The sequence below is a fragment of the Streptomyces sp. NPDC032940 genome (assembly GCF_040636935.1).
Classification (GTDB): Bacteria; Actinomycetota; Actinomycetes; order Streptomycetales; family Streptomycetaceae; genus Streptomyces.
This window is the reverse complement of the sequence record NZ_JBEZVJ010000007.1, coordinates 172,466-187,314: the sequence shown is the minus strand read 5'-3', so window position 1 is coordinate 187,314 and position 14,849 is coordinate 172,466. Positions and strand designations below refer to the sequence as shown.

12 protein-coding genes are annotated in these 14,849 nt (G+C 72.4%); 7 read left to right on the top strand and 5 right to left on the bottom strand.

Annotated elements, in window-relative coordinates; genetic code table 11:
* The first annotated feature begins 10 nt into the window (after window positions 1-10).
* Together AB0E77_RS12520 and AB0E77_RS12515 are read left to right on the top strand one after the other, a co-directional pair.
* The gene (locus AB0E77_RS12520; RefSeq protein ID WP_361569122.1) at window positions 11-472 is read left to right on the top strand and encodes a universal stress protein; all 462 of its coding nucleotides are present in this window, start codon (window positions 11-13) and stop codon (window positions 470-472) included.
* Window positions 473-574: 102 nt separating this feature from the next.
* Window positions 575-1,987, top strand: a complete 1,413-nt coding sequence (locus AB0E77_RS12515) for an amino acid permease (protein ID WP_361569120.1) — start codon at window positions 575-577, stop codon at window positions 1,985-1,987.
* 17 nt (window positions 1,988-2,004) lie between these two features.
* Here AB0E77_RS12515 and AB0E77_RS12510 read toward each other — a convergent pair whose 3' ends face one another.
* The gene (locus AB0E77_RS12510; RefSeq protein WP_361569118.1) at window positions 2,005-3,159 is read right to left on the bottom strand and encodes a CapA family protein; all 1,155 of its coding nucleotides are present in this window, start codon (window positions 3,157-3,159) and stop codon (window positions 2,005-2,007) included.
* Between the two features lie 230 nt (window positions 3,160-3,389).
* On the opposite strand from AB0E77_RS12510, the gene AB0E77_RS12505 reads away from it, so the two are divergent.
* The 3 genes from AB0E77_RS12505 to AB0E77_RS12495 all read left to right on the top strand — a co-directional run bounded on the left by AB0E77_RS12505 (window position 3,390) and on the right by AB0E77_RS12495 (window position 5,452).
* Window positions 3,390-3,935, top strand: coding sequence for a sigma-70 family RNA polymerase sigma factor (locus AB0E77_RS12505; protein WP_318216402.1), 546 nt, complete (start codon window positions 3,390-3,392; stop codon window positions 3,933-3,935).
* A gap of 142 nt (window positions 3,936-4,077) precedes the next feature.
* Window positions 4,078-4,593, top strand: a complete 516-nt coding sequence (locus AB0E77_RS12500) for a hypothetical protein (protein WP_361569116.1) — start codon at window positions 4,078-4,080, stop codon at window positions 4,591-4,593.
* 208 nt (window positions 4,594-4,801) lie between these two features.
* Window positions 4,802-5,452 carry a zf-HC2 domain-containing protein gene (locus AB0E77_RS12495; RefSeq protein ID WP_361569115.1) on the top strand — a complete coding sequence of 217 codons (651 nt, stop codon included), beginning with the start codon at window positions 4,802-4,804 and terminating at the stop codon, window positions 5,450-5,452.
* A 7-nt stretch (window positions 5,453-5,459) separates the two neighbouring features.
* Here AB0E77_RS12495 and AB0E77_RS12490 read toward each other — a convergent pair whose 3' ends face one another.
* The 3 genes from AB0E77_RS12490 to AB0E77_RS12480 all read right to left on the bottom strand — a co-directional run bounded on the left by AB0E77_RS12490 (window position 5,460) and on the right by AB0E77_RS12480 (window position 9,482).
* Complete coding sequence (locus tag AB0E77_RS12490) at window positions 5,460-6,284, bottom strand: SigB/SigF/SigG family RNA polymerase sigma factor (RefSeq protein ID WP_361569113.1); 825 nt, start codon at window positions 6,282-6,284, stop codon at window positions 5,460-5,462.
* A 166-nt stretch (window positions 6,285-6,450) separates the two neighbouring features.
* Window positions 6,451-7,314: a DNA-formamidopyrimidine glycosylase family protein gene (locus AB0E77_RS12485; protein WP_361569112.1), complete on the bottom strand. Its 864-nt coding sequence runs from the start codon at window positions 7,312-7,314 to the stop codon at window positions 6,451-6,453.
* 80 nt (window positions 7,315-7,394) lie between these two features.
* Entirely contained in the window at window positions 7,395-9,482 is a 2,088-nt protein-coding gene (locus AB0E77_RS12480; protein WP_361569110.1) for a SpoIIE family protein phosphatase, read from the bottom strand.
* Window positions 9,483-9,603: 121 nt separating this feature from the next.
* Between AB0E77_RS12480 and AB0E77_RS12475 the strand changes: the two genes are divergently transcribed.
* Window positions 9,604-11,025, top strand: a complete 1,422-nt coding sequence (locus tag AB0E77_RS12475; protein WP_361569109.1) for a lipase maturation factor family protein — start codon at window positions 9,604-9,606, stop codon at window positions 11,023-11,025.
* A 60-nt stretch (window positions 11,026-11,085) separates the two neighbouring features.
* Window positions 11,086-11,787: an FCD domain-containing protein gene (locus tag AB0E77_RS12470; RefSeq protein ID WP_361569108.1), complete on the top strand. Its 702-nt coding sequence runs from the start codon at window positions 11,086-11,088 to the stop codon at window positions 11,785-11,787.
* 19 nt (window positions 11,788-11,806) lie between these two features.
* Here the strand turns inward: AB0E77_RS12470 and AB0E77_RS12465 are convergent, their stop codons facing one another.
* Window positions 11,807-14,821, bottom strand: a complete 3,015-nt coding sequence (locus tag AB0E77_RS12465; RefSeq protein ID WP_361569107.1) for a glycoside hydrolase family 38 C-terminal domain-containing protein — start codon at window positions 14,819-14,821, stop codon at window positions 11,807-11,809.
* Window positions 14,822-14,849: the final 28 nt, after the last annotated feature.

The following is a 14,849-nucleotide window of genomic DNA, read 5'->3' as shown; positions in this document are numbered from 1 at the left end:
GCCTCGCGGCGTGACGCAACAGCACTCCTCTCAGTTCGAACGGGGCACGGACGGACCGAAGGTCATCGTGGTCGGGGTGGACGGCTCCGACTCCTCGCTCCGCGCGGCGGCCTACGCCGGCGGTCTGGCCCGGCGGCAGCGCGCGCTGCTCGCCGTGGTGTACGTGCAGCCGGTGCTGGCGGCGGGGGCGGCGCTGGGCGCGCCGGTGGCGGACACGACCGACGAGATCGCCGAGGACCTGGTGGCCCAGATCCGGGCGGCGACGGAGCGGTCCAGGGGGATATTCGACGTGCGCTGGGAGTTCCACACGTTCCGGGGCGACCCCTACAACGGCCTGGTGAAGGCGGCCGACGAACTGCGGGCGGACGCCGTGGTCGTGGGGGCGTCGGAACAGGCGGGGCACCGGATCGTCGGCTCGGTCGCGGTGCGGCTGGTGAAGGCGGGGCGCTGGCCGGTGACCGTGGTGCCGTGACACGGGTGGGTCCGGTGCGTGCGTCGTGCCTTCCGTCGGGGACGCGAGTGAGTCATCATGATCCACCGTCAGCCGTTTGCCGATCACAAAGAGGTGAGGCGCATGGCCGGGTTGCGCATGGGCGAGGGCGTTCTGCGTCGCAAACCCATCGAGCACATCGAGGACACGGAGGCCGGGCAGGGTGCCGGCCTGGTGCGGTCGCTGGGGTTGTGGCAGCTGACGGCCATCGGCGTGGGCGGCATCATCGGTGCCGGCATCTTCACCCTGGCCGGCACCGTGGCCAACGGCACCGCGGGCCCGGCGGTGCTGATCTCCTTCCTCATCGCGGGTGTCGCGAGCGCGGCGGCGGCGCTGTCGTACGCGGAGTTCGCCGGGCTGATCCCGAAGGCGGGCTCGGCCTACACGTACGGCTACGCGGTCCTCGGCGAGCTGGTCGGCTGGTTCATCGGCTGGGACCTGCTCCTCGAGTACACGGCGATCGTGGCGGTGGTCGCGATCGGCATCTCCGGCTACTTCAGCTTCCTGGTCGGGGAGATGGGCGCCGACCTGCCGGACTGGATGCTGGGGGCGCCGGGCACCGGCGACGGGCACAAGGTCGACCTGTTCGCGGCGGTGCTGTGCCTGCTGATCGCCTATCTGCTGACCCTCGGCATCAAGAACGCGGCCCGCTTCGAGATGGTCGTGGTCGTGCTGAAGGTACTGGTGGTCCTGCTCGTCATCGGCGTCGGCGTCTTCCACATCAGCACCGCGAACTACCACCCGTTCTTCCCGTTCGGGGTCGGCGGCGCCTTCACGGGTGCGGCGACGGTGTTCTTCGCGGTGTTCGGGTACGACGCCATGTCGACGGCGGCCGAGGAGTCGAAGGACGCCCAGCGGCACATGCCGAAGGCGATCATCTACTCGCTGGTCATCTCGATGGTGCTGTACGTGGCGGCGTGTCTGGTGCTGACCGGCATGCAGAACTACAAGGACATCGATCCCGAGAGCGGCTTCTCGACGGCGTTCAAGTCGGTGGGGCTCAGCGGTCTGGCCGACGTCATCGCGGTGGGCGCGATCATCGGCATCCTCACCGTCATGTTCACCTTCATGCTGGGTGTCACCCGCGTGTGGTTCTCCATGTCGCGTGACGGGCTGCTGCCCAAGTGGTTCGCCAAGACGCACCCGACGCGCCATGTGCCGACGCGGGTCACCTGGATCGTCGGGGTCGCGTCGGCCGTGATCGCCGGGTTCCTGCCGATCGGCGAGGCGGCCGAGCTGACCAACATCGGCATCCTGCTGGCGTTCGTGGTCGTGTGCGCCGCGGTGATCGTGCTCCGCTACCGCCAGCCGGACCTCCCGCGCACCTTCCGCACCCCGTGGATGCCGTTCGTACCGGCGCTGGGCATCGTCTTCTCGATCTGGCTGATCACCTTCCTCCAGTGGCAGACCTGGGTCCGCTTCGCGGTCTGGTTCGCGATCGGCCTGGTGATCTACTTCGGCTACTCCTACCGCAAGTCGGAGCTGGCGGGCCGTTAGCGTCCGGCGCCTCGGCCCTACTCCCCCATCACCAGGCCGTCCTCGGCCGCGCCGCGGCTGAGGACCACGTCTCGGATGCGGTCGCGGACGGCGCGGACCTCGGCGCCGTCCTTCAGCGCGCTGTTGAGGTCGACCACCCGGCCGGCGTCTACGTCGAAGAGCTGGGGGAGGAACTCGGCCTTCGTCACGCGCCAGCGTTCGCCGGGCCGGGCGGGCGGGGCGAAGGTGAAGCGGCCGATGCTCGACTGGTTGCCGCGCGGGTCGCGCTCGCCGTCGTCGTTGATCATCTCGCCGGCGATCTGGTCGCCCATCCCGTAGACCACCCAGGTGCCGTTGACCTTCTCGTAGGCCTGCGGGACATGGGCGTGGGTGCCGAGGATCAGGTCGATGGCGGGGCGGTCGCCGCTGCGGGCGGCGGTCAGGCCCTCGGCGAGGGCCAGCTGCTGGTCGTCGGGCTCGTCCTGCCACTCGGTGCCCCAGTGCAGGGACACGACGACGACGTCGGCGCCGGCCTGCCGTGCGGCCCGTGCGTCCGTGACGATCCGGTGCTCGTCGATCAGCTGCACCGCCCACGGCTGCCCCTGCGGTGCCGGGCGGCCGTTGGTGTCGAAGGTGTAGGCGAGGTGGGCGACCTGGGCGGCGCCCGCGCGCAGGATCGTCGTGGTGCGCGCCTCGTCCTCGGTGCGGGCGGACCCGGCGTGCCGTACGCCGGCGCGGTCGAGGGCGTCCAGGGTGTGGCGGATGCCGTCCGCGCCGTCGTCGAAGGTGTGGTTGGAGGCGGTGGAGCAGCCGTCGTAGCCGGTGGCGGCCAGCGCGGTCGCCACCTCGGGCGGGGACTTGAACAGGGGGTAGCCGCTGTAGTCGCCGTTCACGCCGTACACCGTCTCCATGTGGCACAGCGCGAGATCGGCGCGCCCGACGACGGGCTTCGCGCCGGCGAGCATCGGGCGGAAGTCGTAGCCGGTACCGCCCGCGTCGAAGCGCGCCCGCTCGATGATCGAGTCGTGCGGCAGGACGTCGCCGGAGGCGACGAGCGTGAAGGAACCGGCGGGCGTGGCGGACGGGGCGGGGGCCGGTCGCGCCGGCGGTTCGTGATCGCGGGCCTGGCACGCCGCGCCCGCGGTGAGGAGGACGGTCAGGGCCAGGGCCACCTGCCGACTGCGTGTGATCATCCGTTCACTCCGCTGTGGTCGCATGCACGAGGAAAATCACATTTACACACAAACAGGTATAGAGACGGAGTCCGCCCCAGAGGGCTCCGACACGCCCATTAGCCCGTCCGGCACGCGCGAAAGGGGGGCGCCGACCGTTCGTCGGACCGTTCACCGACGCGATCGACCGTCCGTCGCAGACCCGTGCGCGCACCCTGTCCCCGCACGGGGCCCTGCGGTGCCATACGGCCATGACGGCCGGAATCACCCTCCCCGACGCGACGACCGCCGAGCACGAGCTCGCCGCACTCCAGCGCGAGCACGGCCGGCCGCTCTTCGCCCTGCTGCTGCGGCTCAGCGACGGCGACCGCCAGCGCGCCGAGGACCTCGTGCAGGAGACACTGGTGCGCGCCTGGCAGCATCCCGAGGCGCTGCGCGCCGACGCCTTCGACTCGGTACGGCCCTGGCTGCTCACCGTGGCCCGGCGGCTGGCGATCGACGCGCGCCGGGCCCGGCAGGCCCGGCCGGCCGAGGTCGGCGACGCGGTGCTGGAGAACGCGCCGGTCTGCGCCGACCACGCCGAACGGGCCGCCGCCGCCCTCGATGTGCGGGAGGCTGTGAAGACACTCACTCCGGAGCACCGTGAAGTCCTGGTGCTCGTGTACTTCCAGGGGGCGAGTGTGGCGGAAGCCGCGACCGCCCTCGGCATCCCGCCCGGTACCGTGAAGTCCCGCGCGTACTACGCGCTGCGAGCCCTGCGCAGGGTGCTACCGGGATACGCCGCCGACCTGCGGTGAAACCGACCACATGGTCAAGCCTCCGTAAAGCGCCTTGCCGTGGACCCCGGTTGAGTAATCGGCTGTTCTCATCCGTGTTCCGGACGGGGGCCCATGACCCGGGTCGGGCGACGCGCACGCACCGGAGGAAGGCAGGGAAGGGATGCTGCACAGAGGTCCAGAGAGCACGGACGGCACCGGCGGAGGCGAACTGACCGTCCCGATGGCCTGGTTGTACGCCGAGTACATCGCCGACGAGCTGCTGCGGACCGGCGACCTGATGCCGCCGACGTCCTTCGAGTTCCGCGCCGGGCGCGACGCGCTGGCACTGACCGTCTTCCTGTCCGACACGGAGAACGAGCTGAGCGGCATCCGGGTCGTCACCCGACTGGAGACCTGGCTGTCCCTCACCGCGTACGACCAGCCGTGGCAGGAGTGGGTGCGCGAGCGGCTGGACGAGGTCACGGCCGACACCGTCGCCGACGGCCGGCACTCGCCGGACCTGGAGCTGGCCCGGGCGGCGTGGCGCTGGCTCCAGGAGACCGAACTGCTCGCCCCGGACCTCAACGCGGTGCCGGGCGGCGGCCCTGGCGGCGGCGAGGACGAGGGGCCGAAGGTGTGGACCCCGGCCTGGCAACTGGGGCTGCCACTGGGCCACCTGGCCATTCACCTCTTCTAGGCGGCCCCACCCGACACAGGCGTCGCCTCGACCGATCCGGCGCCGCCCCCGGCCCGGTTTTCTTCGCCCACGGACCAATCCACGGGTTCGGCCGCTCCGAACCCGTGGGTGTCGATTCCGTGTGTGGCTTGAGTGATTCGGCTGCCCGGTGCGTACCGGTGGGAGCAAGGAGTAACCCCACCCGCACCCAACGGTACGAGGATTCGGCATGAGGTCCCTGGAAAGGCATCGTGACGTCGGCGCCTACGCGCTCGGCGTGCTGGACGAGGCGGAGGCGTTCCGCTTCGAGGACCACCTCATGGAATGCCCCCGGTGCGCGGTGCAGGTCACCGAATTCGGCCCCACCGCCCGTCAGCTGATGCTCTACCGGAACGCGACGCCACGCCTCGTCCACCCGCTGACCCGGCCCGGGCCGGGGCTGCTGGACCGCCTGCTGGCCCAGGTGGCGGCCCGCCGCCGGAGCGGCCGCCGCCGGCTGCTGTACGCCGTGGCCGCGGCCGTGGTCTGCGCCGTGGCCGGCCCCGCCCTCGCACTGCACGCGCAGCAGGACGCGCCGGGTGTGCGCGTCACCGCGACCGACGAGCGGACGGGGGTGTGGGCGCGGGTCACGGCCGAGGACGAGGCCTGGGGCAGCGACGTGGAGCTCCAGGTCGAGGACGGGGCGGGACCGCGCTCCTGCCGGCTCGTCGCCGTGGGCCGCGACGGCACCGAGGAGACGGTCACCAGCTGGAGCGTCCCCGATCACGACGCCCGGCGGAACACGATGCACGGCGGCGCGGCGCTGCGCCCCGGCCAGACCGCCCGCTACGAGGTGCGGACCGCGGAGGGGGAGCGTCTGGTGACCCTCCCCGTCGGATGAGCGGGGCTCACCGCGCGGCGAGGGTCTCGCGGCGTATCCGGGCGCAGGTCTGGGCGAGCAGCCGGGAGACGTGCATCTGGGAGATCCCCAGCCGCCGGGCGATACGGCTCTGCGACCAGTCCTCGAAGAAGCGCAGGTAGAGAATGGCGCGCTCGCGCGACGGCAGCCGGCGCACCGCCTCCTTGACGCTCTCCCGGTCGACCACGAGCTGGAAGCCCCGGTCGGGCTCGCCCAGCACGTCGACGAGGCCCGGTCCCCCGTCGGCCTCGCCGGCGGAGCCGTGCGACGCGTCCAGGGAGAGCGCCCGGTAGCTCTCCAGGGCCTCCAGGCCCTCGCCGACCTCCTCCTCGCCGAGCCCGGTGTGCCGGGCCAGCCGGGTCACGGTGGGACGCGCGCCGCCGGGCGCGAGGGCCAGCTCGACGTAGGCGGTCCGGACGCGGTTGCGCAGTTCCTGGACGCGGCGCGGCACCCGTACGTCCCAGGTGCGGTCGCGGAAGTGCCGGCGCAGCTCGCCCCGGATCGTGGGTATCGCGAACGGCTCGAACGGTCCCCTGGCCGGGTCGTACCGGCCGATCGCCTTGAGCAGGCCCAGTGCGGCGACCTGGCGCAGATCCTCGGCGCTCTCGCCCTTGTCGCGGAAACGGGCGGCGAGGCGGTGCGCCATCGGCAGCCAGGCCCGCGTCAGCTCCTCCCGCAGCCGTTCCTTGCCGGGGCCGTCGTCCAGGGTGGCGAGGCGGTCGAAGGCGGCGGCGACGGCCTCCTGGCTGTCGAGTGCGGCGGTGCGGGCGGAGGGTGCGGGCGGGCAGGGGCGGGCGGCTACTTCGGTCTGCATACGGCGGGCGTCCTCACTGTGGGCTCGGTCACGTGCTCTCCGGCCTTCTGTGCCCATGCACCCCGTGGCATCATTCGGGACTTTCGTCCCTTTCTGCTTTTTTCACTCCTCCCGCTCACTTCCGCATCAACAGCGCGACTCGGGTCTCTGGGGAGGTATCGGGCCGCTACTTGAGCAGCCGCGACAGTCTCCGGTCGGCGAGCGGCTTGCCGCCGGTCTGGCAGGTGGGGCAGTACTGGAGGGAGGAGTCGCTGAAGGAGACCTCCCGGACGGTGTCGCCGCAGACCTGGCAGGGCTCGCCGGTGCGTCCGTGGACGCGCAGGCCGCTCTTCTTCTCGGCCTTCAGCCGGCCGGCCGCCAGCCCCCGGGAGCGTTCGACCGCCTCGGTCAGGGTGGTGCGCAGCGCCGTGTACAGCCGCGCCGTCTCCTCGTCGGTGAGCGACGCGGCCAGCTTGAAGGGCGACATCCTCGCGGCGTGCAGGATCTCGTCGCTGTACGCGTTGCCCACGCCCGCGATCAGGCTCTGGTCCCGCAGGGCGCCCTTGAGCTGCCGCCGCTCGCCGTCGAGGAGTGCGGCGAAGCGGGCCTCGTCGAAGTCGTCGGCCAGGGGGTCCGGGCCGAGCCGGGCCACGCCCGGCACCTGCTGCGGGTCGGCCACGACGTACACCGCGAGCCGCTTCTGTGTGCCCGCCTCGGTCAGGTCGAAGCCCGCGCCGGTGTCCAAGGCGACGCGCAGTGCCAGGGGGCCCTTGCCGGGCCGGGGCATGCCGGACGGCAGGCGGTCCTTCCAGTGCAGCCAGCCCGCGCGGGCCAGATGGGTCACCAGATGGGGGCCGCCGGCGGTCTCGATGGCGAGGAACTTGCCGTACCGGTGCACGGCGGCCACCTGGTGGCCCTCCAGGGCGGACAGCGCAGGCTCGTACGTCTTCAGGACGCTGATCGCCACGGGCAGCACCCGTACGATCTCGCGGCCGTCGAGGTGCTCGGTCAGGAAGTCCCTGAGCGCCTCGACCTCGGGCAGTTCGGGCATGTGTCCAGAGTGCCACCCGCCTCCGACAACGCCGGCCGTGCCACGCGCCCCGGCCCCCCCGGGGCACCGTCGCCGCGGCATCAGGCGTGCGGCATCACGAACTCCGACCACACGCACTTGCCGCTGCCGCGCGCCTCCACGCCCCAGGCGTCCGCGAGCGCGTCGACCAGGCGCAGTCCCCGCCCGGAGACCCCGTCGTCCCCGGGGTCACGGCGGCGCGGCAGGGCGCTGGAGCCGTCCTCGACCTCGACACGCAGCCGCCGGTCGGTGCCGGAGAGGAACCGCAGGGTGACGATCGCGGAGCCCTCGGTGTGCATGAGGGCGTTGGTGATCATCTCGTCGGCGACCAGCTCGATCGAGTCGGCGTGCTCCTCGTCGCCCCAGGAGCGGACCGCCGTGCGGATCATGTGCCGGGCCTCGGTGAGGGCCTCCGGGTCGCCCGGGGCGACGTGCTGGCGGACCCGGCCGCCGACACGGGGCGTGTCGGGGACACGGCGGCGCAGCACGAGCAGGGCCACGTCGTCGTCGCCGCGGCGCTGCTCGGCCGCCTCGATCAGCAGGTCGGCGAGGCTCCCGACGTCCTGCGGGCCGGAGGCGACCAGCTCCGCGAGCGCCTGCATGCCGTCGTCCAGGTCGGCGCCGGGCTCCTCGACCAGGCCGTCGGTGCACAGCAGCAGGGTGTTGCCCGGGTCCAGTTCCACGGTGGCGACCGGGTAGGCGAGGCGGCCGAACTCGGCGGACAGGCCGAGCGGCAGCCCGCCCTCGACGGGTACGCGCCGGCACTTGCCGTCGCCGTGCCGCAGCAGCGGGTCGAGGTGCCCGGCGCGCACCACCTGGACCACTCCGGTGGTCAGGTCGGCCTCCGCGTACAGGCAGGTCGCGAAGCGGTCGGTGTCGAGCTCGTGCAGGAAGACGGAGGCCCGTGCCATCACGGTCGCCGGGGGGTGGCCCTCGGCCGCGTAGGCGCGCAGCACGATGCGCAGCTGCCCCATGACGGCGGCGGCGTGCGTGTCGTGGCCCTGGACGTCCCCGATGACGGCGCCCACGCGTCCACCGGGCAGCGGGATCAGGTCGTACCAGTCGCCGCCGATGTCGCGGCCGAGGGCGCCGCCGATGGTGGCGGCGCGGTAGCGGACGGCGACGTCGCAGCCGGGGACGCTGGGGATGGTGCGCGGCAGCAGGGCCTGCTGGAGGCTCTCGGCGAGGTCCATCTCCTGCTCGTAGAGCATGGCCCGCTGGAGGCTCTGCGCGATGCTGCTGCCGAGGGCGACGAGGACGTTGCGCTCCTCGGGCGAGAACTCGCGCCGGTCGCTGTAGAGCAGCCCGAGGGCGCCGATGGGCTGGGCCTGGGCGATCAGCGGCAGATAGGCCGCCGCGGTCACGTGCAGGCCGGTGAGGTGCGGCCACAGCACCGGATAGCGTTCGGCGAACTCCTGGGGCGACTCGATGAAGCGCGGACTGAGCGTACGGACGGCCTCGCTCATCGGGTAGGCGTCGTCGACGCCGGTGACGCGGGTGCCGTGGACGAAGCTGCCGTGCGGCTGCTCGGCGACCAGCAGGATGCGGTCGGCCTCCACGAGGCCCATGACGAAACTGGTGGCGCCCAGATGGGTGAGGCCCTGGGTGTCCCGGAGGGCGTCGATGACGTCGTCCACGGTGCGGGCGTGCGCGAGCGCGGCCGTGGTGAGCTGGACGACGTTGGTCTGCTGCCGGCGGGCCTCGTCCAGGGCGGCCTGCTCGCGGCGGGCCTCGATGTCCCCGAGCTCCTGGGTGGCGTCGCGGAGGATGCCGATGATGCGGCGGGGCCGGCCGGTCTCGTCGCGGCGGATGTAGCCCTGGGTGTGGGTCCAGCGCAGGGTGCCGTCGCGGCAGCGGATGCGGAAGTAGGTGCCGTAGTTCTCGCTGCCGTCCTTCAGCGCCTGCGAGACCAGGGCGTCCAGGCGGGAGCCCTCCGCCGCCGGGACGCGGACCGCCAGCGACTCGGGACGGCCGTCGTACTCGTCCGGGCGCAGGTCGAACACCTCGTGCGCCTGGGCGTCCATGTGGAACAGCCCGGAGTCCAGGTCCCAGTCGAAGCTCCCCATGCGGTTGAGCGCCAGGATCGTCGGGTCCGGGTGGGCGGGCCAGTCGTCCGGGAGTGACAGGGCATGCGCTCCCCGATCAACCATGCGCACCACCTTGCCAGGATTTGCTCCGATATTCGACTCCTGATCGGCTGCCGGAGGAGGCCGCGAGGGACTCCGCGCGGGCCGGGGTACCCGGGAGCGTGGCACGAGAGGAGCGCGAGCCGTGGAGTGGTTCACCGCACCCGACTACTGGCTGACCCGGCTGGTCTTCCAGCGGGCCCTGGCCGTCGTCTATCTGATCGCGTTCGTCGCTGCGGCCCTGCAGTTCCGTGCGCTGATCGGCGAACGAGGTCTGCTGCCGGTGTCCCGGTTCGTCGAGCGGGTGCCCTTCAAACGGGCGCCCAGCCTGTTCCAGTGGCGCTGCTCGGACCGCTTCTTCGCGGGCTGCGTCTGGGCGGGCTGCGCGGTGTCGGCGGCACTGGCGGCGGGGCTGGACTCGCTGCTGCCGCTGTGGGGGGCCATGCTGCTGTGGCTGGTGCCGTGGGCGCTGTATCTGTCGGTCGTCAACGTCGGGCAGACCTGGTACGCGTTCGGCTGGGAGTCGCTGCTGCTCGAGACGGGGTTCCTCGCGGTCTTCCTCGGCAACGAGGAGGTTGCCCCGCCGGTCGTCGTGCTGTTCCTGCTGCGCTGGCTGCTGTTCCGCGTCGAGTTCGGAGCGGGGCTGATCAAGATGCGCGGCGACGAGTGCTGGCGGAAGCTGACGTGCCTGGACCACCATCACGAGACCCAGCCGATGCCGGGCCCGCTCAGCTGGTTCTTCCACCACCTGCCCCGGCCGCTGCACCGTGTGGAGGTGGCCGCGAACCACGTCACGCAGCTGCTGGTGCCCTTCCTGCTGTTCACGCCGCAGCCCGTCGCGACGGCCGCCGCGGCGCTCATGATCGTCACCCAGCTGTGGCTGGTGCTGTCGGGCAACTTCGCCTGGCTGAACTGGATCACCATCGTGCTGGCCCTGTCGGCGCTCCGGTTCCCGTCGGATCCGCCGTCCGTGCCCGACGCTCCCCTGTGGTACGTGGTCGTGGTCCTCGCGGTGGCGGCGCTGCTGGTCTTCCTCAGTCACCGGCCGGTCCTCAACATGATCTCCCGCCAGCAGGTGATGAACCGGTCCTTCGACCCGCTCCACCTGGTCAACACCTACGGTGCCTTCGGCAGCGTCAGCCGGGTCCGGTACGAGGTGGTGATCGAGGGCACCGCCGACGAGGTCGCGCGCCGGGACTCCAAGTGGCGGGAGTACGAGTTCAAGGGCAAGCCCGGTGACCCGCGGCGCTGGCCGCGCCAGTTCGCGCCGTACCATCTGCGGCTGGACTGGCTGATGTGGTTCGCCGCGCTGTCGCCCTCGTACGCCTCGCCGTGGTTCGGCGTCCTGGTGGAACGGCTGCTGGAGAACGACCGGGCGACGCTGAGGCTGCTGCGCCGCTCCCCGTTCCCGCCCGACGCGCCGCCGCGGTTCGTGCGGGCCCGCCTGTTCCGCTACCGGTACACGACCTGGCGGGAGCTGCGGGAGACGGGCGCGTGCTGGGAGCGGACGTACGTCCGGGAGTTCCTGCCGCCGACCCGGCTGGTCGGGGAGGCGCGGCGGACGTAGTCCCGGGGCCCGGTGCGCGGCCTAGACTGCGGCGCACCCCCGGTGAAGTGGAGGAACGGCGTGGACGAGAGGGCCCCGCGCAAGGGCACGGTGACCGCGCGCGCCATCGAGCGGATCAAGGCGATGATCGCGGAGGGCCTGCTGGAGCCGGGGCAGCGGCTGCCGACGGAACGGGAACTCGCCGCCCAGTCGGGCATCTCCCGCAGTTCCATGCGCGAGGCGATCCGCGCGCTGACGGCGCTGGGCGTGCTGGAGGCCCGGCACGGCTCGGGGATCTACGTGACGCGGCTGGAGGCCGGCGACCTGCTGGAGACGTTCGGCGTGGTGGCCGATCTGTCGCGGGGCACGCGGACCGTGGAGCTGCTGGAGGTCCGCCGGGTCCTGGAGTCGGCGGCGACGGCGCTCGCCGCGGCCCGGATCACTCCGGAGCGGCTGGCCGAGGTCGAGAAGCATCTGGTGGCGATGGACGCGACCGAGGACCCGGAGGAGCTCGTCGCCCACGATCTGGCCTTCCACCGGGAGATCGTCGCGGCGGCCGGCAACGACACCATGGCGGCGATCCTGGAGGGCCTGTCCTCGCGCACCTTCCGGGACCGGGTGCGGCGCGGTCACCAGGACGAGGGCGCCCTCGACCGCACGCGCCGCGAGCACGCCGCCATCCACCGCGCACTGGCCGCGCGCGACCCTGAGGCGGCGAGGGCGGCCGCGGCGGCGCACGTGCGCGGGGTGGAGGAGTGGCTGCGGGCCCGGCTCGCGGAATGAACCGGGCCCGCCGGTGCCGTCAGGCGCGCTTCAGCCGCAGGGTCATCAGCTGGAACGGCCGCAGCCGTACGGCGATCCGGTCGCCGTCCGGCCGGGGCGCCTTTGCGTCCGCGAGCGGGCGTTCCAGCAGGTCGGTCACCTGCACGTCCGTGACCGGGAACCCGGTGGTGAGGGTGGCGCGGGCCCGGCCGCCATGGGCCTCGTGGAAGCGGACGACCACGTCGCCGCTGCCGTCGTCGGCCAGCTTGACGGCGGTCACCACGACCGCGTCCTGATCGACGGTGACCAGCGGCGCGACCTCCCCGGCGCCGGTGGCCCGCCGCTCGGGCAGGTTGATCCGCCAGCCCTCGCGCACCGCGTCGCCGATGCCCGCGCCCGGCACCAGGGCGTGCCGGAAGCGGTGCACGCCCTGGTCGGTCTCGGGGTCGGGGAAGCGCGGGGCGCGCAGCAGGGAGACCCGGACCGTGGTGGTCGTACCGCCGTCGGTGCGGACGGTGCGGGTGACGTCGTGGCCGTACGTCGAGTCGTTGACGACGGCGACGCCCCAGCCGGGTTCCCCCAGATGGACGAACCGGTGGTTGCAGGCCTCGAACTTGGCGGCCTCCCAGCTGGTGTTGGTGTGGGTGGGCCGGTGGAAGTGCCCGAACTGGGTCTCGGAGGCGTACCGTTCGGCGTGCACGTCGAGTGGGAAGGCGAGCTTGAGGAACTTCTCCGTCTCGTGCCAGTCGACCTCCGTGTCCAGCTCGAGACGCCGCTCCCCCGGCGCCAGCGTCAGCACCTGGGTCACGCGGGAGGAACCGAAGGAGCGGACGATCCGCACCGAGGCGCCGTCGTCGCCGGGGGCGACCTCGTCGGCGTCGGTGAGGTCGGTGACCGTGTTCCGGTAGAACTCGTCGACGTCCCAGGCGTCCCACATGTTGGGGAAGTCGGGGTGGAGCTGGAGCAGGTTGCCCGCGCCGCCCGGTGCGATCGTCTCGCGCTCGGCGTCGATGTCGTACGCGGAGACGACCAGCCCCTGGGCGTCGATCTCGACGCGCAGCAGGCCGTTGTCCAGGACGTGGCCGCCGCCGGGGCGGGGGGTGACGTCGGTGCGGCCGCAGGTGACGGGCGACGCGGCGGCGCCCGCCGGGACGCCGGCCCGTGCGTGCGGGGCGGAGTTGAAGACGAGCGGGGTGTCGCCCTCGCCGGCCAGGACGCGCTGGGCGGCGTCGATGATGCTGTTCAGCTCGTCGGCGACCTTGTCGTAGGTGGCGCGTGCCTCGCGGTGCACCCAGGCGATGGAGGAGCCGGGCAGGATGTCGTGGAACTGGTGCAGCAACACCGTCTTCCAGATCCGGTCCAGGTCCTCGTAGGGGTAGGGGAACCCGGCGCGCACGGCGGCCGTGGCCGCCCACAGCTCGGCCTCGCGCAGCAGGTGTTCGCTGCGCCGGTTGCCCTGCTTGGTCCTGGCCTGGCTGGTGAGGGTGGCGCGGTGCAGTTCCAGGTACAGCTCGCCGACCCAGACCGGGGGCTCGGGGTTCTCGGCCTCGGCCTTTTCGAAGAAGGCCCGCGGGGTCTCCCACTCGACCGTGGCCGAGCCTTCGAGGTCGCGCAGCCTGGCCGCCTTGGCGACCATCTCCCGGGTGGTGCCGCCGCCCCCGTCGCCCCAGCCGGTGGGGGCGAGGGAGTGCCGGGCGACGCCCTTGTCCTTGAAGTTCTTCGCCGCGTGGGCGATCGCGCTGCCCTTCATCGAGCAGTTGTAGGTGTCGACGGGCGGGAAGTGGGTGAAGATCCGGGTGCCGTCGATGCCCTCCCAGCGGAAGGTGTGGTGCGGGAACTTGTTCGTCTGCGACCAGGAGATCTTCTGCGTCAGCAGGTACTTGGCGCCGGCCGCCTTGATGATCTGCGGGAGCCCGGCCGCGAAGCCGAAGGTGTCCGGGAGCCACGCCTCGTCGTTCTCGACGCCGAACTCGTCGAGGAAGAAGCGCTTGCCGTGCACGAACTGCCGGGCCATCGCCTCCGAGCCGGGCATGTTGGTGTCCGACTCGACCCACATGCCGCCGGCCGGCACGAACCGCCCGTCCGAGACGGCCTTCTTCACCCGCGCCCACACCTCGGGCCGGTGGTCGCGCACCCACGCCCACTGCTGGGCCTGCGACATGGCGAAGACGAAGTCCGGCTCCTCCTCCAGCAGGGCGGTCATGTTGGAGGTGGTGCGGGCGACCTTGCGCACGGTCTCGCGCAGCGGCCACAGCCACGCCGAGTCGATGTGCGCGTGGCCGACGGCGCTGATCCGGTGCGCCGAGGGCACGGCGGGGGCGGACAGCACCCCGGTGAGGCGGGAACGTGCCGCCTGTGCCGTGCCGTTGACGTCCTGGAGGTCGATGGCGTCCAGGGCCTTGTCGACCGCGCGCAGGATCTCCCAGCGGCGCGGCGACTCCACGGGCAGCTCGGTCATCAGCTCGCCGAGGACCTCCAGGTCGAGCACCAGGTTCCACACGGTCTCGTCGAGGACGGCGAGGTCCATGCGGGCGAGGGTGTACTGCGGTTCGCTGCCCGCGGTGTCCTTGTCGCCGAGCCGGGTGGGCACGAAGGGGTGGTAGTCGAGGATGACGGGGTTCGAGGCCGCCTCGATGTGCAGGCGGACCTCCTCGCCGCCCTCGACGGGGGCGCCGATGCGCACCCACTGGTTGCGCGGGTTGAGGCCCTTCACGGGGGTGCCGTCGGGACGGTAGACGAGGCCCTCGCACTGGAAGCCGGGCATGTTCTCGTCGAAGCCGAGGTCGAGGACCGCCTCGACGGTCCTCCCGGCCCACTCCTCCGGCACGGTGCCGGTGACCCGGAACCAGCTGGTGCCCCAGGGCGCGCCCCAGCGGGCGCCGACCGCGATGGGCTCGGGTTCGGCCGCGAGTCCCTCCTCGACGGGGACGGGCTCGCCGGGCGCGTTCCACACCGCGACGTCGAGCGGCACGGACTCGGGATACACGGCGGGGCGGACGCGCTCGTCGAGGACGCGCTTGAGGCGGGCTTCGACCAGGTTGCGGTCGTCATGCATGCGGGTGCTCCGGGGTCGGGGGCGGCTG

Bases quoted from the DNA above. Each gene is read 5' to 3' on its own strand.
- AB0E77_RS12515 (WP_361569120.1), top strand. From the start codon at position 575: ATGGCCGGGTTGCGCATGGGCGAGGGCGTTCTGCGTCGCAAACCCATC.
- AB0E77_RS12510 (WP_361569118.1), bottom strand. From the start codon at position 3,159: ATGATCACACGCAGTCGGCAGGTGGCCCTGGCCCTGACCGTCCTCCTC.
- AB0E77_RS12505 (WP_318216402.1), top strand. From the start codon at position 3,390: ATGACGGCCGGAATCACCCTCCCCGACGCGACGACCGCCGAGCACGAG.
- AB0E77_RS12500 (WP_361569116.1), top strand. From the start codon at position 4,078: ATGCTGCACAGAGGTCCAGAGAGCACGGACGGCACCGGCGGAGGCGAA.
- AB0E77_RS12495 (WP_361569115.1), top strand. From the start codon at position 4,802: ATGAGGTCCCTGGAAAGGCATCGTGACGTCGGCGCCTACGCGCTCGGC.
- AB0E77_RS12490 (WP_361569113.1), bottom strand. From the start codon at position 6,284: ATGCAGACCGAAGTAGCCGCCCGCCCCTGCCCGCCCGCACCCTCCGCC.
- AB0E77_RS12485 (WP_361569112.1), bottom strand. From the start codon at position 7,314: ATGCCCGAACTGCCCGAGGTCGAGGCGCTCAGGGACTTCCTGACCGAG.
- AB0E77_RS12480 (WP_361569110.1), bottom strand. From the start codon at position 9,482: ATGGTTGATCGGGGAGCGCATGCCCTGTCACTCCCGGACGACTGGCCC.
- AB0E77_RS12465 (WP_361569107.1), bottom strand. From the start codon at position 14,821: ATGCATGACGACCGCAACCTGGTCGAAGCCCGCCTCAAGCGCGTCCTC.